This is a genomic window from Novosphingobium sp. UBA1939, assembly GCF_002336885.1.
Taxonomy (GTDB): domain Bacteria; phylum Pseudomonadota; class Alphaproteobacteria; order Sphingomonadales; family Sphingomonadaceae; genus Novosphingobium.
This window is the reverse complement of sequence record NZ_DDFB01000125.1, coordinates 516-19,141: the sequence shown is the minus strand read 5'-3', so window position 1 is coordinate 19,141 and position 18,626 is coordinate 516. Positions and strand designations below refer to the sequence as shown.

General features: G+C 61.2%; 19 protein-coding genes and 3 pseudogenes. 13 read left to right on the top strand and 9 right to left on the bottom strand.

Annotated elements, in window-relative coordinates; all coding sequences use genetic code 11:
* Nucleotides 1-79 precede the first annotated feature (79 nt).
* Nucleotides 80-316, top strand: a complete 237-nt coding sequence (locus tag B3547_RS16300) for an acyl carrier protein (RefSeq protein ID WP_086485699.1) — start codon at nucleotides 80-82, stop codon at nucleotides 314-316.
* Between the two features lie 96 nt (nucleotides 317-412).
* Here B3547_RS16300 and B3547_RS22080 read toward each other — a convergent pair whose 3' ends face one another.
* Nucleotides 413-649, bottom strand: coding sequence for a diguanylate cyclase domain-containing protein (locus B3547_RS22080; RefSeq protein ID WP_414690570.1), 237 nt, complete (start codon nucleotides 647-649; stop codon nucleotides 413-415).
* Between B3547_RS22080 and B3547_RS16295 the strand changes: the two are divergent.
* Nucleotides 648-1,796: pseudogene (locus B3547_RS16295) on the top strand (IS3 family transposase). The gene B3547_RS22080 and the pseudogene B3547_RS16295 sit on opposite strands and share 2 nt — an antisense overlap.
* A gap of 301 nt (nucleotides 1,797-2,097) precedes the next feature.
* Here B3547_RS16295 and B3547_RS16290 read toward each other — a convergent pair.
* The gene (locus B3547_RS16290) at nucleotides 2,098-2,718 is read right to left on the bottom strand and encodes a TetR/AcrR family transcriptional regulator (RefSeq protein WP_292964722.1); all 621 of its coding nucleotides are present in this window, start codon (nucleotides 2,716-2,718) and stop codon (nucleotides 2,098-2,100) included.
* An 86-nt stretch (nucleotides 2,719-2,804) separates the two neighbouring features.
* Here B3547_RS16290 and B3547_RS16285 point away from each other — a divergent pair, with 86 nt between their 5' ends.
* The 5 genes from B3547_RS16285 (at nucleotide 2,805) to B3547_RS16265 (ending at nucleotide 8,061) form a co-directional block, all read left to right on the top strand.
* Nucleotides 2,805-4,175 (top strand): TolC family protein, encoded by a 1,371-nt coding sequence (locus B3547_RS16285; RefSeq protein ID WP_292964721.1) that lies wholly within the window; start codon nucleotides 2,805-2,807, stop codon nucleotides 4,173-4,175.
* Nucleotides 4,172-5,209, top strand: coding sequence for an HlyD family secretion protein (locus B3547_RS16280; RefSeq protein WP_292964720.1), 1,038 nt, complete (start codon nucleotides 4,172-4,174; stop codon nucleotides 5,207-5,209). The genes B3547_RS16285 and B3547_RS16280 overlap by 4 nt, the downstream gene beginning before the upstream one ends.
* The gene (locus B3547_RS16275; protein ID WP_127691149.1) at nucleotides 5,206-6,369 is read left to right on the top strand and encodes an ABC transporter permease; all 1,164 of its coding nucleotides are present in this window, start codon (nucleotides 5,206-5,208) and stop codon (nucleotides 6,367-6,369) included. The genes B3547_RS16280 and B3547_RS16275 overlap by 4 nt, the downstream gene beginning before the upstream one ends.
* Nucleotides 6,366-7,514: an ABC transporter permease gene (locus B3547_RS16270; RefSeq protein ID WP_127691148.1), complete on the top strand. Its 1,149-nt coding sequence runs from the start codon at nucleotides 6,366-6,368 to the stop codon at nucleotides 7,512-7,514. The genes B3547_RS16275 and B3547_RS16270 overlap by 4 nt, the downstream gene beginning before the upstream one ends.
* A 139-nt stretch (nucleotides 7,515-7,653) precedes the next feature.
* Nucleotides 7,654-8,061 (top strand): DUF2147 domain-containing protein, encoded by a 408-nt coding sequence (locus B3547_RS16265; protein ID WP_084717660.1) that lies wholly within the window; start codon nucleotides 7,654-7,656, stop codon nucleotides 8,059-8,061.
* A gap of 97 nt (nucleotides 8,062-8,158) precedes the next feature.
* Here the strand turns inward: B3547_RS16265 and B3547_RS16260 are convergent, their stop codons facing one another.
* The 4 genes from B3547_RS16260 to B3547_RS16245 all read right to left on the bottom strand — a co-directional run bounded on the left by B3547_RS16260 (nucleotide 8,159) and on the right by B3547_RS16245 (nucleotide 11,722).
* Entirely contained in the window at nucleotides 8,159-8,323 is a 165-nt protein-coding gene (locus tag B3547_RS16260) for a hypothetical protein (RefSeq protein ID WP_158013973.1), read from the bottom strand.
* Between the two features lie 262 nt (nucleotides 8,324-8,585).
* Complete coding sequence (locus B3547_RS16255) at nucleotides 8,586-9,971, bottom strand: Dyp-type peroxidase (protein WP_127691147.1); 1,386 nt, start codon at nucleotides 9,969-9,971, stop codon at nucleotides 8,586-8,588.
* A 3-nt stretch (nucleotides 9,972-9,974) separates the two neighbouring features.
* Nucleotides 9,975-10,586 (bottom strand): hypothetical protein, encoded by a 612-nt coding sequence (locus B3547_RS16250; protein WP_025291891.1) that lies wholly within the window; start codon nucleotides 10,584-10,586, stop codon nucleotides 9,975-9,977.
* 41 nt (nucleotides 10,587-10,627) lie between these two features.
* Nucleotides 10,628-11,722, bottom strand: coding sequence for a catalase family protein (locus B3547_RS16245; protein ID WP_292964719.1), 1,095 nt, complete (start codon nucleotides 11,720-11,722; stop codon nucleotides 10,628-10,630).
* Between the two features lie 102 nt (nucleotides 11,723-11,824).
* On the opposite strand from B3547_RS16245, the gene B3547_RS16240 reads away from it, so the two are divergent.
* From B3547_RS16240 to B3547_RS16215, 6 genes and pseudogenes are all read left to right on the top strand, one after another.
* The gene (locus B3547_RS16240) at nucleotides 11,825-12,487 is read left to right on the top strand and encodes a TetR/AcrR family transcriptional regulator (RefSeq protein WP_223806878.1); all 663 of its coding nucleotides are present in this window, start codon (nucleotides 11,825-11,827) and stop codon (nucleotides 12,485-12,487) included.
* Nucleotides 12,484-12,981, top strand: a complete 498-nt coding sequence (locus B3547_RS16235) for an acyl-CoA thioesterase (RefSeq protein WP_025291894.1) — start codon at nucleotides 12,484-12,486, stop codon at nucleotides 12,979-12,981. The genes B3547_RS16240 and B3547_RS16235 overlap by 4 nt, the downstream gene beginning before the upstream one ends.
* Nucleotides 12,978-13,838 (top strand): 3-hydroxyacyl-CoA dehydrogenase, encoded by an 861-nt coding sequence (locus B3547_RS16230; RefSeq protein WP_292964715.1) that lies wholly within the window; start codon nucleotides 12,978-12,980, stop codon nucleotides 13,836-13,838. Before B3547_RS16235 ends, B3547_RS16230 begins: the two co-directional genes overlap by 4 nt.
* 29 nt (nucleotides 13,839-13,867) lie before the next feature.
* Nucleotides 13,868-15,637, top strand: a complete 1,770-nt coding sequence (locus tag B3547_RS16225) for an oleate hydratase (protein ID WP_025291896.1) — start codon at nucleotides 13,868-13,870, stop codon at nucleotides 15,635-15,637.
* Nucleotides 15,638-15,671: 34 nt separating this feature from the next.
* Entirely contained in the window at nucleotides 15,672-15,935 is a 264-nt protein-coding gene (locus B3547_RS16220) for a YHS domain-containing protein (protein WP_292964708.1), read from the top strand.
* A 65-nt stretch (nucleotides 15,936-16,000) separates the two neighbouring features.
* A pseudogene (locus tag B3547_RS16215) lies at nucleotides 16,001-16,734 on the top strand (IS3 family transposase); the annotation flags it as partial.
* Between the two features lie 67 nt (nucleotides 16,735-16,801).
* On the opposite strand, the gene istB (B3547_RS16210) reads toward B3547_RS16215, so the two are convergent.
* The 3 genes and pseudogenes from istB (B3547_RS16210) to B3547_RS16200 all read right to left on the bottom strand — a co-directional run.
* Nucleotides 16,802-17,383 carry an IS21-like element helper ATPase IstB gene (gene istB, locus B3547_RS16210; RefSeq protein WP_414690569.1) on the bottom strand — a complete coding sequence of 194 codons (582 nt, stop codon included), beginning with the start codon at nucleotides 17,381-17,383 and terminating at the stop codon, nucleotides 16,802-16,804.
* A gap of 179 nt (nucleotides 17,384-17,562) precedes the next feature.
* Nucleotides 17,563-18,291: an IS21-like element helper ATPase IstB gene (istB, locus tag B3547_RS16205; RefSeq protein ID WP_292964706.1), complete on the bottom strand. Its 729-nt coding sequence runs from the start codon at nucleotides 18,289-18,291 to the stop codon at nucleotides 17,563-17,565.
* Nucleotides 18,278-18,626, bottom strand: a pseudogene (locus B3547_RS16200) (IS21 family transposase); the annotation flags it as partial. The pseudogene B3547_RS16200 and the gene istB (B3547_RS16205), both read right to left, overlap by 14 nt.

Genomic DNA, 18,626 nt, shown 5'->3' with positions numbered 1-18,626 from the left:
CGAGGGAGTAAATTCAGAAGCGTTGCGCTGAGCAAATTAATTTGGATTTTGTTCCCCAACGCACTGGGAGGTTTAGGCCATGAGCGATATTTCTGACCGGGTCATCGAGATCATCGTAAAGAGCTTGGGCGTGTATCCCGATCAGGTGAGGATGGAGGCTTCATTCCACGAAGATATAGGTGCAGATAGTCTGGATGTAGTAGAGCTTGTCATGGCGCTTGAGGATGAGTTCGAGATAGCAATCCCAGACGACGCTGTTGGCGGGGTCAAGACGGTCGAGGATGCGGTGAAGTTGGTCGAAAGCTTTAAAAGCTAAAGCATCCAGAGATGAAGGTGCGTGATCTGCGGCCGCTCCTATGAGACGTAGAGTTGTGCCCTTATCGGCGCTAACCGAATGATCGCCCTTCGCGCTTCAGGCTGCAACGGAGAGGCAGTTTCGACCTGCCGCCTTTGCAGCGTATAATGCGTCATCTGCCAGTTTGATTGCCTGAGGAAGCGTCGCTTTTGCAGGTATTTGAGCCAGTCCAACGCTGACGGTTAGTGACACGGTCTGTTCATGAGTGAAAATGCTCGTCTCTGCAAATGACCTGCCCCCCGCTGGCTCCCTCGATCTGATGTAGAGTCTGCCCCAAGGAAGGAGCAGACGCATGAGGAAGAGCCGTTTTTCCGAGGATCAGATCATCGGGATGATCAAGGAGCAGGAGGCGGGCCTGCCGACGGTGGAGGTTTGCCGCAAGCACGGCCTGAGCCCGGCAACGTTCTACAAGCTGAAGGGCAAGTATGGCGGAATGGAGTTGTCCGAGGCCCGGCGTCTGCGGCAGCTCGAGGATGAGAACGCCAAGCTCAAGCGGCTGCTGGCCGAGAGCGTGCTGGACAACGCGATCCTGAAGGACCTGTTGGGAAAAGTCTGACGACGCCGGCCCAGCGACGGGACGTAGCGCTCGGCGTGATGCGAGACTGGCCGGTCTCGCAGCGCCGGGCCTGCGTGCGGCGTCGACCCCAAGACGGTCCGGCGAGAACGTCCGCCCGACCACGCCAAGATCCGCGAGGAGATGCGCGAGATCGCCGCCACGCGCCGTCGCTTTGGTTATCGGCGGGTCGGCGTGATGCTCGAACGCAAGGGGCACGTCATGAACCACAAGAAGCTCTACCGGTTGTACCGGGAAGAAGGGCTGTCTGTGCGGCGGCGACGGGGCCGCAAGCGTGCTCGTGGCAGCCGGACGCCGATGCCCGTGCCGCTGCGGCCAAACGATCGCTGGTCGATGGACTTCGTGGCTGACACGTTCGGCGCTTCCCGTCGGCTGCGCATCCTGGCGATCAACGATGACGCCTGCCGGGAGAACCTGTGCCTCGTGGGCGATACCAGCATCTCCGGTGTCCGGGTCGCGCGCGAACTCGACACGCTGGTGCGGCTCTACGGCAAACCGGCTTGCATCGTCAGCGATAACGGGACCGAGTTCACCAGCCAGGCAATCCTGAGGTGGGCCAGCGAAAACCGGGTCGAGTGGCACTACATCGATCCCGGCAAGCCGCAGCAGAATGCGTTCATTGAATCGTTCAATGGGTCGCTGCGCGACGAGCTCCTGAATGAGGAGCTGTTCGACAGCCTCGCCGACGCCCGGCGCAAGCTGGCCGTCTGGCGCTACGACTAAAACAACGTCCGGCCGCACTCATCCCTGGGGAACCGGACACCGGCACAAGCGCGTCGGGCGTTCCTGCATGATGGAAGCGTCACACCCGACGCGCTTGTGCCGGTCGGGCAGCACGAATATCAAACCGGCAGACTCTCGTTATGACCGCGGGACCAGTGGGGGGCAGGTCAGCCAGTATAAAGGGGCATTTCACGTCTTCAATAGTGCGGTATTCCTGCCCGAATCGAAACATGTCTATGCCAGGATCGATCAGATGTTTGACCGCTTGCAAAGTGAAGTTGTCCCATGAGGCCGCATCGAGGTTCGTTGCTATCTCGGGGTGACCGACGATGTGCTGGCATAAGAGTGCTATATAATTAGACTTGGATTCGGGCGCCGGTAGGCGCTGCCCAGAATAGTGGGATAAATCTGGCGACTTCTATTGGGTGTGTCGGGGATTATGGCATTAATTTGCCGCGAGCGCTCGTGTCATCACCAACGTGCCAAAAAACTCGAGCAACTCTCCGCCGGCGATCTCGGTGGGCTCGAGCAAGCCTTGGAACATACCGCCTTCATGGACGGCTAAAAGCAGACGGGCCATACGGCTGAGCTTCCCAGGCCCAACAGGCTTTTTCTGTTCGCCTACGCGGGCGATCGCATGTTCGATAACAGTGAGAATGCGCGCCTGACGCGCTGCATAATGAGAGGCGACGGCGGGATTTCTCAGCGCATGCAAGCGGAATTCGGCCTGAAGGAGATACCATTTTCGATCAAAGCTATAGTTTGACACAAACGCTTTGACGAAATTGTCTATCACGGGGCCGCTCGCCAGCAGTGCCTCGGTCATTGACGCTTCTAGTCGCACCTGAAGCCGCTCGATAATCCGATCGTAAAGCGCGAAGAAAAGCTCCTCTTTCGATTGAAAGCTCGAATTATACGCGCCCCTGCTAAGCCCCACGCGTTCGCAAATATCTTCCTGGGACGCGCCTTGAAATCCGCGTTCCGCAAACGCGTCAAGCGCGCCGTCCATGATGCGTTCGCGGGTTTGGGCCCTGGTCGGCCGGGTGCGCGCGGGTCTGCGGCTCATGATTGGTCTCGCGTGGACATTCGATACAAATATGTATTGAGATATATTTCTGTCAATGTTAGGTTTCGCGTAATGGAGATACCCTCATGGATTTGCGACGCCGGTTTTTGATTGCACTGCTCACGGCTACGTCCTCGACGGCTGCATTCGCTCAATCGATCGGTTCCATTCCATTGGATTATCGTGAAGCGCAGGCAATACTGCTGGAAAAGTCGGACGCCATCCAAGGCTCCGATGCTGATGTCCGAAGCAAGGAGGCCCAGGCGGGATCGACGCGGACGCTGGGACGGCCGACCGTCGAGTTTGAAGGACAGATGGTCCGCTACCAGAAGTCGCTTTATCTTCCCCTCGGGCCTCTGGCGGATGTGGCGCAGGATTATGCCATCAGCGATCCGTTGCGGTTTGAGATAGAGCGTACCAGTACGAGACCCATCGTGACTGCCACGCTTCCGCTCTATTCGGGCGGTCAGATTTCGGCCGCGCAATCTGGTTCCGTCGCTCAGCTTGGCCAGTCTCGCGCGGAGCGGAAAATCGTCATTGATAACGCCTTACTGCAGATGACCCAACTGTATTTCGGGCAGCAACTGCTCACCAGAGTAAGGGACGTTCGTCGCGATGTGCTCGGTGGGCTGGAGCGCCATGTCTCAGACGCGATCAAACTCGAACAGGCGGGTTTCATCAGCCGCGCGCAGCGCCTGCAGGCTGAGGTGGCCCGTGACGACGCGGCCAGGGAATTTGAAAAGGCCCAGGCCGATCTCGAAAGCGCCGATGCGACGCTGTCCGGTTTGCTTCGATCCTCTTCACCGGTCGTTCCTGCGACGCCGATTTTTGTAATCACCCGCCCGCTGGATCCTCTGGACGACTTTCTGGACGCGGCTCGCCGCGCGCATCCCCAACTGGAGCGCCTGGAGGCGATGGAACAGCTCGCGCAAGCGGGGGTGACGAACCAGCGCTCGAAACTTCGACCGACCGTCTACGGCTTTGCGCAGTATAATTTCGACCGACGCGACACCTTGCTGACCGATCCGGACTGGACCGTTGGTGTAGGTCTTCGCTACACGATCTTTTCAGGCGCCGGTCGCTCCCAGGCCGTGCAGGCAGCCCGAGAGACGGTCTCGCAGGCTCAGGCTGGTCAGCGGGAGGCACGCACCCAGATCGAAATCGGCGTCACCCGCTCATGGAACGAGACAGAAGCTGCGCGTCGGCGCTTCCTGATGACGGATAGCGCTATCGCTTCCGCGCAGGAGAATCTTCGCGTGCAGGCGGTGGGATATCAGCAGCAGCAGACGACCTCGCTTGACGTGATCGATGCGCAACTCGGCTTGGGCCGTGCCAGGGTCCAACGCGCCCAGGCAGCGCATGATTTTGTGATTGCCCTGGCCCAGCTCCTCCATGTCAGCGGAGAAATCGACAAGATGCCCGAATATATCGAACGGGGCGAAAGGATCGCGCCATGACAGCTGCCCAGGGGGAACCAGCTGCGACCAACGAGGCTGAGGAAATGCGCCCGCCTGTACTTGGTCGGAAGTGGCTGCCGGTCGTAGCGCTTCTCGTGATAGCCTTTCTCGCTCTGGGCTTGTGGCTCAGCTACCGCCCCGTGCCCGATCAACTCCAGGGCATGGTGGATGCCCGGGAACTGCGGGTAACCAGCAAGGTGACCGGCCGGATCGCCGCCTTCCATGTGGAAGAAGGGCAGAGGGTTCGGGCAGGACAATTGCTCTATACGCTCGACAGCCCTGAAGTCGCCGCGCGCTCCGAGCAGGCCGGCGGTGCCTTGGCGGCGGCGCAAGCGACCGCTGACAAGGCCGACGAGGGCGCGCGACCAGAAGACATCCAGGCAGCACAGGCCCAGTGGCGCCGCGCGCAAGCAGCCGCGGATCTCGCTCAAACCACCTATGCGCGCACGCAGCAGATGTTCGAGCAGGGCGTGATCGCCGGCCAGAAGCGAGACGAGAGCCATGCGAACGCAGTTGCTTCAACCGAAGCAGCCCGCGCGGCGCGCGCACAATATGATCTCGCGCTCGCCGGCTCCCGACGGCAGGACCGACAGGCGGCCGGGGGCCAGGTGCAACAGGCGCGCGGCGCCGTTGCTGAGGTCGAGGCGGCAAAACGGGAAACACGCGTGAGTGCGCCGTCGGAAGGCGAAATCGGACGACGACTTGCCCAGGTTGGTGAGCTGGTTCCGCAGGGCTTTCCGGTCTTCGTCCTTACTGACATCCAGAACCCATGGGTCACTCTCACTTTGCGTGAAGATCAGTTCAACGCCATCCGGCGAGGTAAGACGTTGACCGGGCGGATACCCGCATTGGGTGACCGTACGGCGCAGTTCCGCATCTCCTTCATCGCGCCGGCAGGTGATTTTGCGACCTGGCGCGCGACCCGGCAATCAACCGGTTTCGATGTAAAGAGTTTCGAGGTGCGCGCCATCCCCGTCACTTCGATCGACGGACTGCGTCCGGGCATGACCATATTGTTCGACTGGCCACAATGAACGCGGCCTTTCTGGTCAGTGCCCGCCGCGAACTTGCGTTTCTGCAAGGCAGCTTCTGGGACCTCGCCCTCATCAGCTGGCTACCGTTGGCGCTGCTGGCGGCGATCGCAATCCAGATCTCGTCGGGCGTGATGCGTGACCTGCCTGTCGCCGTGGTCGACGAAGATGGAGGCGGCATTGCGCGTGAACTCGTCCGACGGCTGGAGGTGGCTCCGGGCTTGCGTGTCGCGGCGCGTCCGGTCTCGATGCTGGAAGCAGAGCATGTGGTACGTTCCAACGCCGCTTATGCGGTCATATTGATCCCGCAGGGACTCGAGCGCGCCGTGCTGCGCGGTGAAACGGGTCAAGTGTCGGTATTCTACAACGCCAGCTATTCGACACCATCGGGGTCGATCCTGCGCGAGGTCAGCGCCGTCGTCCAGGGACAGGCTCGCGTGCTGGCAACACAGCAGACCGCTGCAATCATCGGCCCCGCCCGGGTACGCGCGGCGCCGATCGCTGTTCAAAGCCGGATCCTCTACAATCCACAAGCCAGTTATGAACTCCAGCTTGTCGCCCTGATTCATCCCGCCTTGCTGCATCTGCTGTTCATGATCGCGGTCGTCAGTGCGCTGGGTCGCGAACTGCGCGACGGAACAATCGGAACATGGCTGGCGGGATCCAGGCGAGAGGCTATCGCCGCGATCGCCGGCAAGCTGGTCCCCTATCTTGCAGTGTTCATGCTTTGGGCGGCGCTTGCCACCACCTACCTCGTGGGCTTACGCGGCTGGCCCGTCGCAGGGAGCGTCGTGATGCTCATGGCGGGCTACCTCGCCATGTATCTCGCTTATGCCGGCATGGCCGTTCTGATCGTCGGGCTGACTCTGTCCATGGGGCAGGCACTGTCCATGACCGCGCTCTATGCGGGCGCTTCCTTCGCGTTCGCCGGAGCGATTTTTCCGATCGAGTCCTCTTCTGCCTTCGCACGGCTATGGAGCGCGCTTCTGCCCTATACCACGTTCGCCCGCCTCGTTGCCGAACAATGGATGATCGGCGCGCCTGTCGCCATGTCCGCTAAATTGCTCGCCATCCTGTGCGGATTTCTCGCTTTCGGCCTGTGTATCGGTTTGCCGCGGCTTCTGGCAGCCTCCAGCAATCCTGCTGTCTGGGGGCGACGATGATCGGCCGCGCCTTCCTTGGAACCCTCCGCGCGGTTTTCACCGATCGTTCGGCCTTCATGCTGATCGTCGTCTCAACGATCCTCTATTCCTTCTTCTACCCGTCAGCATATTCTGGGGAGGTCGCCACCCGTATTCCGGTGGCTGTTGTCGATCTCGACAACAGCGGTGCGAGCCGATCGCTGGTTCACAAGCTCTCCGCCCTTCAGCAGGTCGATCTTGCCGAACGATTGTCATCCCCAATGCAGGCACAGAGCTGGCTTCAGACTCGAGGCGCCGGCGCGATCGTCATCATTCCCGAGGGTTTCGAGCGTCGCATCCTCAATGGCGCGCAGGGTATCGTTTCCATTTATGGCAACGGCGCGTATCTGCTGCGCAGCAGCACCGCCCTTGCCGGGGTCGGTTCCGCATTGGCAGCTATCGGTGGTGAAGCTGCGGTCGATCAAGCGATGGCGCAAGGCGCGCCCGCCAATCCCGCCCTTTCCCTGGTCCAGCGTCCGCTCTTCAACACCCGCGAGGGTTACGGAAGTACCGTTTTTCCCGGTGTCGGCTTCCTCATCATCTATCAGACCTTGCTGATGGGTCTGGCCATGCTTGCAGGTACGATGCGCGATGGCGGGGGCCGGCTTCATTTCTCGGCCCATAGCCTCGTCGGTGTCGCGCTCGCTTTCTTTGTTATCGGCTGGGCAGACATCGCCTATTACGCAGGCTTCGTCTTCTGGTTTCAGGATTACCCCAGAGCTGCAGCCTCGCCCGCTACGCTGCTGGCAGCAGGCAGCCTCTTTGTCGGGGCTACCGTCGCGGCCGCGCTCGCGCTAGCCAGTTTCTTCCGGACCCGAGAGCGCCCCTTGCAGTTGCTCATGGGGACCTCTCTGGTCATCTTCTTTCTGGCCGGGCTGTCCTGGCCGGCCGAAGAGACACCTACCTGGCTCGTAATGCTTGCCCGCCTACTGCCGACGACGCCAGGAATCCATCTGATGGTGGGCGTAAACCAGATGGGCGCCAGCCTGATCGACCAGTGGGTGGAGGTCATCAACCTCGCCATGTTGGTAATTCTGTACGGGATAGTGGCCTGGTGGCGTCTCACAGGCTTGGACGTGAGGCGACAACGTATCTTTTCGGCGCCGGTGCCGTCGGGAAGCCAATGATAATCTGTTGACTGGTCACGGGCGAGATGCGCTCGACGTGTGCCCGGGCTGCGAGCCAGAAGCGGCGAGGGACGGCTGTGACGCTCACAACACGTCCAAGACCGTCTTAGTGGCTGAAGATCTATGTGTGAGGTGGAACATGCACGGCCTAAAGCTTTCGAGCGCTCTGATATGCTTGTCAATGGCGACAGCGAGCGTCGGTGCCCCGCAGGATGGGGCGGGAGGCATATGGCGTAACCCTCAGAACAGCGTGCATGTCGAAGTGCGACCTTGCGCCAATCGGATGTGTGGCACTGTCATCTGGGCCAATGAAAAGGCGATCGCTGATGCTCGGCGTGGCGGTACGCCAAATCTGATCGGGCAGCAGCTGTTCCGCGACTTCACCAAGGATCGGAACGGAATCTGGCGCGGCCGTGTTTTCGTTCCTGACATCGCCAAGACTTTTTCAGGCACTATTGTGTCAATTGATGCGAAAACGCTTCGAGGCTCCGGCTGCCTTGTAGGCCGGATCGCGTGCAAGTCACAAGACTGGACGCGCGTGCGGTGAGCCTATGTGGGTGGAGCGGTGGCGCAGGCGCGTCAGTTGTGCACGGCTACTGAACCAAATCGGTATTTCATCTCGCCTGGTCAGCATCGAGATAGATTCATGCCTCCAACTGACCTTCCGCCGTCAGCACATTGATCGGCGCGCGCTGATATTCTGAGCTTTCGAACTCGTCCAGGCGATCGCAATGAGCGAACGCCTTTGTCTGCTCGCGCGGAATTGACAGAAACTCCAGACTGGCGCGGTCGCCTGCAAAGTCGTTCACTCCCGCCACAGGATTGAACCCCCATTGCATAAAGGTCGCTTACCACCACGCTATGACCGAATCTGGAAAGAATCTGGACAGCGCGGTGCTTCAGCGCCGCATTAAATGAGTGGGTTCGGGATGCGCGTAAACGATCAGTACGTTCATGATCAGGCGAGTTCTCTTTTGAAGCTCAAATGCTTCCTTCGCACATCGTGCCGTCCCAGATGAGCGGGATCATCATAGCAGGGTTGCTCTCCCAGGCTTGGAAATTGCGCGACGATCACACGCCGCTTGATCGCCAGCTTCCCCTCGATAACCAGGTCAACGCCGACAAGCTGGGCATGAACAGATATTCGCCGCCCTTCATGACGTTGAACGTCTGCACGCCATCAATGCGCTTGCGGGCCGGCGCACGGGGAATCGTGAAAAGACTATCCTCCTCATGCAGACCTACGACAGGATCGCGCTCTTCGCCGAGATCAACGAAGTTGCCACGATTGATCCATTCCTGCTGCATGAACTCGATCGTGTCATAGGCGCGCGCGCTGATGAAGATGAAGAAGATGCCGCGATCACCCTTGGCATCATCCTCGGGCGAGACGTCCTCGGAATAGACCGGGCCAAAGGTCGAAGATCGGCGGATGATCCGATGGATGTTGACGTCGGTCAGCAGGGTGAGCTCGGAATCACGCGGATTGAGCCGACGCATATGGCAGCCGAGCGGCACGACGCGGCCCTTGGGGTCGTCCTTGAAATTGAAGTCGTTGTTGCGCAGCGGATCGGCGCCCAGTGCCGGATCGTCATGATCCGGCGACAAGGTCAGCGGTGCACCGGAGCGCCACCTGCCGAACATCTTGGCCGCCAGAAGCTCGCGTTCCTCGGACGTCTCGCCATGTGCCTTGAGGAAAGCGTTGAAGCAGCCGACCCGGCTCTGGAACTTGCGCAGGACGACGAAGGTGCCGTTCTTTCCGAGCGCAGCAGGCTCCGGCATGCCAAGTGGCTGACCGTTCTCGCTTTCATAACCCAGGATGAACTCGCCGGCCTTGATCGGACGCTCTTCGCCGGGGATGGGATCGACGCCGCTGCCTTCGACTGCAGGTTGAGAGATGGAGTCCCTGAAACCAAACGGGTTCTTGGCATCGCCCGGCGCGCCGAAACGATGCTCTCCCAGCAACGTCACGCCGGTGCTCCGGTCGAGCTCGACGCGTGCTGCAATCAGTGCCTTGTCCAGCGCTGCATCGTCTACGGCGTAGATGGTCAGCGCCATGTGGCAGTTACCCGGCTTGAACACCTCTTCCCAATGCTCTGGCGCGTTCGGGCCGAAATCGCGCAACTGCTCGCGTCGTGCGGCCATGCCCTGCTGGAAGGGAAGGGGAAAGGTCTTGAGCTGGGCATCGGGGACGCCGAGCGCCTTGAGGCCCTCGAAGCTCAGCGCCGCGCCGATCCAGAAATCGAGATCCTCACTCCAATTGTCGGCGGACGCGATATGCGGCGCCAAACGACCGAGCAGATCGCGCGCGCCCTCGGCCTCATCGAAGTGGAGCATCGCATGGAGGCCGACATAAGGCTCGGGTCGGCTGCGCAGGATCAGCGCCTGGATATCGTGGAGATCGAGCGTGACGCTGTCGCGACGGAAACGCTCTCTCAGCTTTTGAAGGATAGCCATTGGTCAGCCCACCTTGTCGAGGAATTCGTTGACGGCGTGCTCCATGCGCTGGAGCCGGCGCACATCGACGACGGTGACCTGCGGATTGGCGACGAACCAGCCGGCCGCCGTGATCTGGTGGTCGGCGATGAAGTCCTTGACTTTGGGACTGGCGATGCCGGGCCAGCCCTCGACCGAGGCGAAGAGCAGGTCCATCAAATCCGGGATCTTGGTGGCGAAGTCGTTGATATAGGTGTCCCAGTCGCCATCATAGGCGGTCGCGAACAGAATGCGCGTGTCGTTGTCGAAGAACACGAAGCGCATATTGTGGAGCGTGCCCACTTTCTGGGCACCGTCGAAATTGCCGTTGACCAGGCCGAAAATGCGCCGCAGCCGATCGGCGCCGCCAGGCTTCAGTTTGGCGATTGCTGTCAGTTCCGAGACATTGCCCGACTGCGCGCCGACCCGACCGGCGGAACCCGCCGTACCCTTGAGATCAGGATTATGTTTGGTGACCATCTGCTCGAGCGCCAGTTTGGCGAGTTGCGGCGCATCGCCGGCAACTTCCTCGATCCTGCGGCGGATGGCCTGCAGGCGGGTTTCATCGATCTGAGGTGCTTCTTCGGTATCGGCCATGACAGGCCTCCTTTCTCGAAATCTGGCAGGTTTGTGCAGGCTCAGTCTGGAATGGCGTCGATGCTCGTCGGCTCAACCCGCGGCTGGGCGTTCATCTCGTGGCGGTAGCGGGTGGACCGCTCATATGCGGCGATCCGCACCCGCATGATCGAGCCGAGCGGCTGATGCTCGCGGATGCCGTGCCACGGGTTGAAGGAGAGGACATCGTCGCCATAGACGCGTCGTGCGGGCGAATAGGCGTCCTGCGGCGGAATGCGCAGCGTCGCGAGCGGCTGGTGCGGCGACAGGTCATCCGGCCAGAGCACGGCCGCGTCCTCGACCGGCATCTTGTCCAGATCGGCACAGAGTTGTGCCCGGAGCTGGTACTCGGCGCCTTGCTCGCGGAAATGCTCGACCACCAGGTCTCGCATCGTGGAATCCTCGACCGTGCCGACATCCTGGCCCGTGAGCGCCCGGACATTGTCGGACAGCGGCGCCGCGCTGATCTTGGCGATGTAATCGCCGAAGCGGATCGCCGCCATCGAGTGATAGGTCTCACCCAGGAGATGATCATTGTCCCGGGCGAGGCCGCGCAGTGTCGCGCCCGGTTCCACGCCGACGGCCTCGACCGCTGCCTCGACGCCTCGCGCGACTCCGGCCATCGCACGCTGGAGGAAGGCCGGATTCTGTGCATTCTTTTCGAGGAGCCCGATGAGCTGGCGGTACTTGCCGATCGTGCCGAAGCTCAGGACTGGAATATTCACCAGTAGAAAATCCTGATTGCGTCCAGTGTCCCCGGGCAGCAGCCGTTCGCCCTCGACGCCGAGGACCTTGATGGCCATTCCGCGCGGGGCGGGAATGGTATCGGAGTGAATGTCACCCGGCGCCGAGGAAAGGCGGATCACCACCGGATAGGTCGCGGGTCGCGCAAACAGGCCTTGGCGCAGATGCCGCTGCAATTCGGGGACGATAAGTTCGGCCTTCAGGAACCCATGGCTCTTGGCATGGGCGTCCCGTACCGCGTGCCGGTGCCGCTCGAACGCCCTGCGATTGGTCGAAGCCATGATTTCGAGAATTTCGGCGGTGAGACGATCTTCGTCATCGCCAACCGTCTCCACATCAGGGGAGTAGAGAATATAGGTGTCAGCCAAGGCCACTCCTTTGCGGCAGCATTTGACGAGGGATGAGCAATTTAGCCTCGAAATTGTCATCCAATCGGGATATCAGGTGATATCTGGTTTTCCGGTCAACGCTGATCGATGGCAAAAGTTTCAAAGGCGTGGCTGTTTTTGAGGGCGAACGTCATGCGACCTACGCGCAAGGAAACACAGCGTCAGACCCGGGATCGATTGATCGCAGCGGCGCATGCCTCGATCGTAGAGGAAGGCGTGGCGGCAATGTCGATCCGCAACATCTGCAGCGCGGCGGGTCATTCGCAGGGCGCGTTCTATTCCAACTTCGCCAGCAAGGATGACCTGCTGGTCGACATACTGCAGAGCCACATACAGGACGAAGTCACGCTCTTGCGCGATATCGTTGCGCAGTGCGTCGGGGACGATATCGAGGCGACGCTCGAGGTGCTCGCCGACCGTCTCGCGAAGCTGGCCGAAGAACCTCAATGGTCATTGCTTTCGATCGAACTGCAACTTCATGCACGACGGAATCCGGCCTTTGCCGAGCGACACCGGGAGGGCAAGGCGGCTTGCTATCGGATGTTCGGTGAGCTCGTGGCCGACCTCGTCAGGCGTTTCTCTCTGCGGCCGGCCTTGCCGGCAGAGCAGGCCGGCATCGGCCTTTATGCGCTTTGGATGGGGCTGGCCGTCCAGGGTGATGTCGAAGGGGCCATCTCGCGCGACGAGATGCTGGTCGGCTTTTTCCGCGCCATGGCGGGGCTCGATGTGCTGGAGCCTGCAAAGCCATGAACTCGGACGGCCTCAAGCGCCGACGGATCGGTTGCGATGCTGCGGGCGACCCGCTGTCGGGCAAGATCGACGAACAATGTCGCTTCCACATCAGCTTCCGAGCCGAGGAACACGACATCGACGAACTTGATCATGTCAACAATGCGGTCTGGGTGACGTGGCTCCAGGATGCCTCGGTGGCGCACTGGTTCGCGGCGGCTCGCCCAGGCGATACCGACACCTATGTCGCGGTGGTCCTCAGGCATGAGGTCGATTATCGCGGCAATGTCCGGGCGGGTGAGGATGCAACCGCGGTCACCTGGGTTGAGGGACGACCGCGCGGGGCGCGCTATTCGCGCCGCGTCGACTTCACCGACAACAAGGGCACGGTACTCGTGTCGGCCCTTTCCCAATGGGCGCTGATCGAAAAAGCGACTGGCAAGCTGGTCCGGGTGCCTGTTGAAGTCGCGGCGCCGTTTCTGCGCGATGCCACAGGGCAGGAGAGGAACGCATGACCGAAATCAGAAAAGTCGCAGTGCTTGGAACGGGCGTGCTGGGCAGCCAGATCGCATTCCAGTCGGCCTATACCGGCTTTGAAGTAGTCGCATACGACATCAGTGACGAGAGCCTGCAGAAGGCGCGGCTGCGGCTCGCAGCTTTGGTCGAAACCTATCGCAAGGAGGTGACCGGCGCGGCGGACCTGCAAGCCGACACAATGGGCAGGATTATACTGACAAGCGATCTGGCTGCAGCCGTTGCGGATGCCGATCTGGTTATCGAAGCCGTGCCAGAAGTGCTGGCGATCAAGCAGGCGCTTTATGAGAAGCTGGCAAGGTTGGCGCCATCGGACACGATCTTGGCCACCAACAGTTCGACGCTGCTGCCCAGCGATCTAAAGGATTTCACTGGCCGGCCAGATCGGTTCCTGGCGCTGCACTTCGCCAACAACATCTGGAAATTCAATACGGCCGAGGTGATGGGAACGCCCGAGACAGATCCGGCGGTCATCGACACTATTCTCAAATTCGCTTCTGATATCGGCATGGTGCCCATCCCCATACGCAGGGAAAAGGCGGGCTATGTCCTCAATTCCCTGCTTGTGCCGCTGCTCAACGCCGCAGCCGAGCTCGCCGAAGGCGGTTATGCCAATCCGCATGACGTCGACAAGGTGTGGCGGATCGCAACGGGTGCGCCGATGGGGCCGTTCCAAATCTACGACATGATAGGACTTAATACGCCCTACAACATTCTTTCCCACGGCGATAAGCATGCCCGGTCGCTCGCCGCATGGCTGAAGGAAAACTACATCGACAAGGGCAAGCTGGGCATCGCCTCGGGCGAAGGCTTCTACAGCTATAAGCCCGCCGACTGATCCGACCACAAGAACAAGAGGAGTTCGCCATGCACTATAGCAGCGGAAACTATGAAGCGTTTGTCCGTCCCCGCAAGCCGGAAGGCGCTGACAGGAAGACGGCTTGGTTCGTCGGCTCGGGTCTCGCGGGGCTCGCCGGCGCGGCATTCCTCATCCGCGACGGCGGTATAGCAGGTGAGCGTATCACCATCCTCGAAGAGCTGGATATTCCCGGCGGCGCGCTCGATGGTCTCGATGTGCCGGACAAGGGTTTCGTCATCCGCGGCGGCCGCGAAATGGAAGAGCATTTCGAATGCCTGTGGGACCTGTATCGCTCCATCCCCTCGCTGGAAATCGAGGACGCCAGCGTTCTCGATGAGTTCTATCGGCTCAACAAGGACGATCCCAATTTCTCACTTCAGCGCACGACCCAGAACCAGGGGCAGGACGTTCCAGACAAGCATTTGCTGACGCTGAACGACCGGGCGCAGAAGGACCTGATCTCGATCTTCCTCGCGACCCGCGAGGAAATGGAGAACAAGCGGATCAACGAGGTCTTCAGCGAAGATTTTCTCAAGAGCAATTTCTGGCTCTACTGGCGCACCATGTTCGCCTTCGAGGAATGGCATTCGGCGCTGGAGATGAAGCTCTACATCCACCGCTTCATCCATCACATCGCACATCTGGCGGATTTCTCCTCGCTCAAGTTCAACCGCTACAACCAGTATGAATCGATGGTCCTGCCGCTGGTGAAGTGGCTGACGGAACGGGGCGTGAAGTTCCGCTATGGCGTCGAGGTGACGGATGTCGATTTCGATATCCAGGAGGGCCGCAAGCAGGCGACCCGCATCCACTGGAAGGAGAAGGGCGAGGAAGGCGGTGTCGATCTCGGCCCCGATGACCTCGTTTTCATCACCATCGGGTCGCTGACCGAGAATTCCGACAACGGCGACCACCACACGCCGGCGAAGCTGAACGAAGGCCCGGCACCGGCCTGGGACCTGTGGCGGCGCATCGCGGCGAAGGATACGGCTTTCGGACGCCCGGATGTGTTCGGCGCCCATATCCCGGAAACAAAATGGGCGTCGGCGTCGATCACGGCCACCGATCCCCGCATTGCGGAGTATGTCGAAAAGATCACCAAGCGTAACCCGTTCACTGGCAAGATCGTCTCGGCCGGCATTGTCACGGTGAAGGATTCCGCATGGTTGTTGAGCTGGACGGTGCATCGCCAACCGCATTTCAAGAAACAGCCCAAGGACCAGATGATCGCCTGGTTCTATGCGCTCTTCGTGGACAAGCCCGGTGACTATGTGAAGAAGCCGATGCAGGAGTGCACTGGCGAGGAGATCACGCAGGAGTGGCTCTATCACCTCGGGGTGCCTGTCGAGGACATCCCGGAACTCGCCGCGAAGGGCGCCAGCACCGTGCCGACGATGATGCCGTACATCACCGCTTTCTTCATGCCGCGCCAGGCCGGCGACCGGCCAGACGTCGTGCCGGAAGGTGCGGTCAATTTCGCCTTTATCGGCCAGTTTGCGGAGTCGAAGCAGCGTGACTGCATCTTCACGACCGAATATTCGGTCCGGACACCAATGGAGGCCGTCTACACTCTCATGGATGTCGAGCGCGGGGTACCCGAAGTGTTCAACTCGACCTACGATATCCGCACGCTGCTTGCCGCCGTCACACCGCTTCGTGATGGAAAGGGGATCGACGTGCCGGGGCCGGCCTTCCTGCGCAAGCTGCTGATGAAGAAGCTGGAAGGCACCGAGATCGCGAAACTGCTCGAGGAGTACGACCTGATCTCGAAAGAGTGAGAGGTGGATCCGCAGGCGCAGTGGAAGGTGAAGGATGGCCAACGATGACCCAGAGAGCGAGCCAGCGACTGAAGGCGGGCAGGGCCATGCTCTCCATGGCAATGAAGGGCGGGATGATGATACGGCCTCCCGCTCTACCACGCTCGATCCGGTGTGCGGAATGGTGGTCGATCCCGCTACCGTGGCCCATGAAGCGGAGTATGAGGGCGAGCGCTATGTCTTTTGCTCGGCGGGATGCAAGGCCAAGTTCGTGGCCGATCCACAGCGCTATCCCGCTTCGGCGGGGCGTGACGGTTAGAGTGATCTGCCCCCTGCTGAGTGGCCCAGAGACTATGATAGTCTGGACCACGAAAGGGACATTGAATGCCGAGCAGGAAGCACAAGCCGGAAGAGATTATCGGCAAGCTGCGTGAAGTTGAGATCGTGTTGGCGCAGGGGGCCTCGACTGCCGAGGCGTGCCGGCGGATCGCGGTCAGCGAGCAGACCTATTATCGCTGGCGCAAGGAATATGGTGGCCTGAAGACCGACCAGGCGCGGCGGATGAAGGAATTGGAGAAGGAGAACCAGCGGCTTCGCCGGGCGATCTCCGACCTGACGCTGGACAAGCTGATCCTGCAGGAGGCTGCAAAGGGAAACTTCTGAGCCCCGCGCGGCGACGGCGCTGCATCGATCAAGTACGACGGGATCTGCCAGTCTGGGTATCCGAGCGACGGATATGTCGGGTGCTGGGGCAGCATCGATCGACACAGCGCAAGGTACCGCGCGGGGCAGATGACGAACAGGCGTTGACCGAGGACATCATCGCGCTGGCAAAGCAATATGGTCGCTACGGCTACCGCCGGGTGACGGCGTTGCTGTGCCATGCGGGGTGGACGGTGAACCATAAGCGGGTCGAGCGGATCTGGCGGCGCGAGGGGCTGAAGGTGCCGCCGCGCCAGCCAAAACGCGGGCGTCTATGGCTTAACGACGGATCGTGCATCCGCTTGCGGCCCGAATATCCGGGGCATGTCTGGGCCTATCACTTTGTCGAAGGGCGCACGCATGAGGGCCGCAAGTTCCGGATCCTGACCATCATCGATGAGGCCAGCAGGGAATGCTGTCAACGGCACTGTAAAAATCCCCGGAAGTGACAAAGTAAAATTCCCCACTTCAGGTTTTGGGCAGTCAGGTGGTTGGTGGCGAGCCTCCTTTTTTGGGTGGGCGCCCGCGGCGGCGTGGTTCGATCAGTGCGGGCGGTGTAATTGGCGCGTTTGCCCTGATGTGCTCGGGCAAGAGATCGGCATGGCGACGCAGACGGTAGCTTGAGCCATCGATCTGGATGACGATGGCGTGGTGCAGCAGACGGTCGAGCAAGGCTGTTGCCACTACGGGGCTGCCGAAGATGTCGCCCCACTCGGCAAAGCCGCGGTTCGAGGTCAGGATCATCGCGCCCCTTTCGTAGCGTGCATTGACCAACTGGAAGAACAGGTTACCGCCGCCGGGTATGACCGGGAGGTATCCGATTTCGTCGACGATCAGGAGCGATGGCCGGCAGTAGAAGCGAAGCCGCTCCCGCAATGTGCCCTCGCGCTCAGCCTTCGCGAGAGCGCCGATCAGATCGGCAAGGGTGATGAAGCTAACGCTCTTGCCTGCCCTGACGGCTTCCAGGCCAAGCGCACTGGCCAGATGGCTTTTACCGGTGCCGGGCGGGCCGAGTAGATGGACCACCTCGGCGCGAGCGACGAAGTTCAGCTCGGCAAGTGCCATGATCCTGGCCTTGGTGTCAATCGGCGTCCAATCGGGACCCCCTATCGGCGCGCAAAAGGGACCCCCTTTGGGTTGCGTGGGACGATTGATGCTGGGCGCAGGTTTCGCGCTGCTGGCGACGTAGGGAGGGCGTAGCCCGACCGGAGGCGGCAGCAGCGCGAAGTCGATTTCTGAGGTGGTCAGCTACGGTGTTTGAAGCGCCAGCTGTCGTTGCCGGTCTCGACGATATCGCAATGGTGGGTGATGCGGTCGAGCAGCGCGGTGGTCATCTTGGGATCGCCGAAGACGGTAGGCCACTCGCCGAAGGCCAGGTTGGTGGTGATGATGACCGAGGTCTTCTCGTAGAGTTTGCTGATCAGGTGGAACAGCAGCTGCCCGCCTGAGCGGGCGAACGGCAGGTAGCCCAGTTCGTCGAGGACCACGACGTCGAGCCGGCTGAGCTGGGCGGCCATGGCGCCGGCCTTGCCGATGCGGGCTTCCTCCTCGAGCCGGGTGACGAGGTCGATTGTGTTGAAGTAGCGCCCGCGGGCGCCGGCACAGACGACGCTGGCGGTGATCGCGGTGGCCAGATGGGTCTTGCCGGTGCCCGTGCCGCCGATGAGCACGATATTGCGCCGTGCGGGCACGAACGAGCCGGCATGGAGGGAGCGCACCAGGCCCTCGTTGATCGGCGTGCCCTCGAACACGAAGGCATCGAGGTCCTTGACCACGGGCAACTTCGCCGCGGTCATGCGGTAGCGGATCGAGGCGGCATGACGATGCGCCGCTTCTGCCCGCAGCAGGTCGGTCAGGATCTCGTGAGTCGTGCGCTTGCGCTGCAGCCCCGTGGTGACAGCCTCGTCGAACGCGCCGGCCATACCCCTGAGGCCGAGCCCGCGCATCGCCTCGATCATCTCATGCCGCTGCATCGAGGCCTCGCACCGTGTCGTAGCGGGCGCAGTCCGCCACTGGCGGATGGCTGAGCTTGAGGTCGACGACCACATCGAGAGGCCGGTCAGATGGTGGATCGCGGTACCGGGCCAGGATGTTGAGGATCACCTCGTCGCTGGCGGCACCGGCGTCGAGCGCCTCGCGGATCGCGGCCTCGATCGCGTCCAGACCATCGGTCAGCACGGCCGCCAGCACCCGGACGAAGCGCCGATCGGCCTCGTCGCCACTCCCCAGCTTGCGGCGCAGCCGCGCCAGTGCCGGCGGCAGGTCCCAGCCCTGGAAGGGAGCGCCGTTGCGCAAGGCTCCGGGCTTG

Excerpts from the sequence above, each read along its gene's own strand:
- B3547_RS16300 (WP_086485699.1), top strand. The coding sequence starts at position 80 with ATGAGCGATATTTCTGACCGGGTCATCGAGATCATCGTAAAGAGCTTG.
- B3547_RS22080 (WP_414690570.1), bottom strand. The coding sequence starts at position 649 with ATGCGTCTGCTCCTTCCTTGGGGCAGACTCTACATCAGATCGAGGGAG.
- B3547_RS16290 (WP_292964722.1), bottom strand. The coding sequence starts at position 2,718 with ATGAGCCGCAGACCCGCGCGCACCCGGCCGACCAGGGCCCAAACCCGC.
- B3547_RS16285 (WP_292964721.1), top strand. The coding sequence starts at position 2,805 with ATGGATTTGCGACGCCGGTTTTTGATTGCACTGCTCACGGCTACGTCC.
- B3547_RS16280 (WP_292964720.1), top strand. The coding sequence starts at position 4,172 with ATGACAGCTGCCCAGGGGGAACCAGCTGCGACCAACGAGGCTGAGGAA.
- B3547_RS16275 (WP_127691149.1), top strand. The coding sequence starts at position 5,206 with ATGAACGCGGCCTTTCTGGTCAGTGCCCGCCGCGAACTTGCGTTTCTG.
- B3547_RS16270 (WP_127691148.1), top strand. The coding sequence starts at position 6,366 with ATGATCGGCCGCGCCTTCCTTGGAACCCTCCGCGCGGTTTTCACCGAT.
- B3547_RS16265 (WP_084717660.1), top strand. The coding sequence starts at position 7,654 with ATGCACGGCCTAAAGCTTTCGAGCGCTCTGATATGCTTGTCAATGGCG.
- B3547_RS16255 (WP_127691147.1), bottom strand. The coding sequence starts at position 9,971 with ATGGCTATCCTTCAAAAGCTGAGAGAGCGTTTCCGTCGCGACAGCGTC.
- B3547_RS16250 (WP_025291891.1), bottom strand. The coding sequence starts at position 10,586 with ATGGCCGATACCGAAGAAGCACCTCAGATCGATGAAACCCGCCTGCAG.
- B3547_RS16240 (WP_223806878.1), top strand. The coding sequence starts at position 11,825 with ATGGCAAAAGTTTCAAAGGCGTGGCTGTTTTTGAGGGCGAACGTCATG.
- B3547_RS16235 (WP_025291894.1), top strand. The coding sequence starts at position 12,484 with ATGAACTCGGACGGCCTCAAGCGCCGACGGATCGGTTGCGATGCTGCG.
- B3547_RS16230 (WP_292964715.1), top strand. The coding sequence starts at position 12,978 with ATGACCGAAATCAGAAAAGTCGCAGTGCTTGGAACGGGCGTGCTGGGC.
- B3547_RS16225 (WP_025291896.1), top strand. The coding sequence starts at position 13,868 with ATGCACTATAGCAGCGGAAACTATGAAGCGTTTGTCCGTCCCCGCAAG.
- B3547_RS16220 (WP_292964708.1), top strand. The coding sequence starts at position 15,672 with ATGGCCAACGATGACCCAGAGAGCGAGCCAGCGACTGAAGGCGGGCAG.
- istB (WP_414690569.1), bottom strand. The coding sequence starts at position 17,383 with ATGGCACTTGCCGAGCTGAACTTCGTCGCTCGCGCCGAGGTGGTCCAT.
- istB (WP_292964706.1), bottom strand. The coding sequence starts at position 18,291 with ATGCAGCGGCATGAGATGATCGAGGCGATGCGCGGGCTCGGCCTCAGG.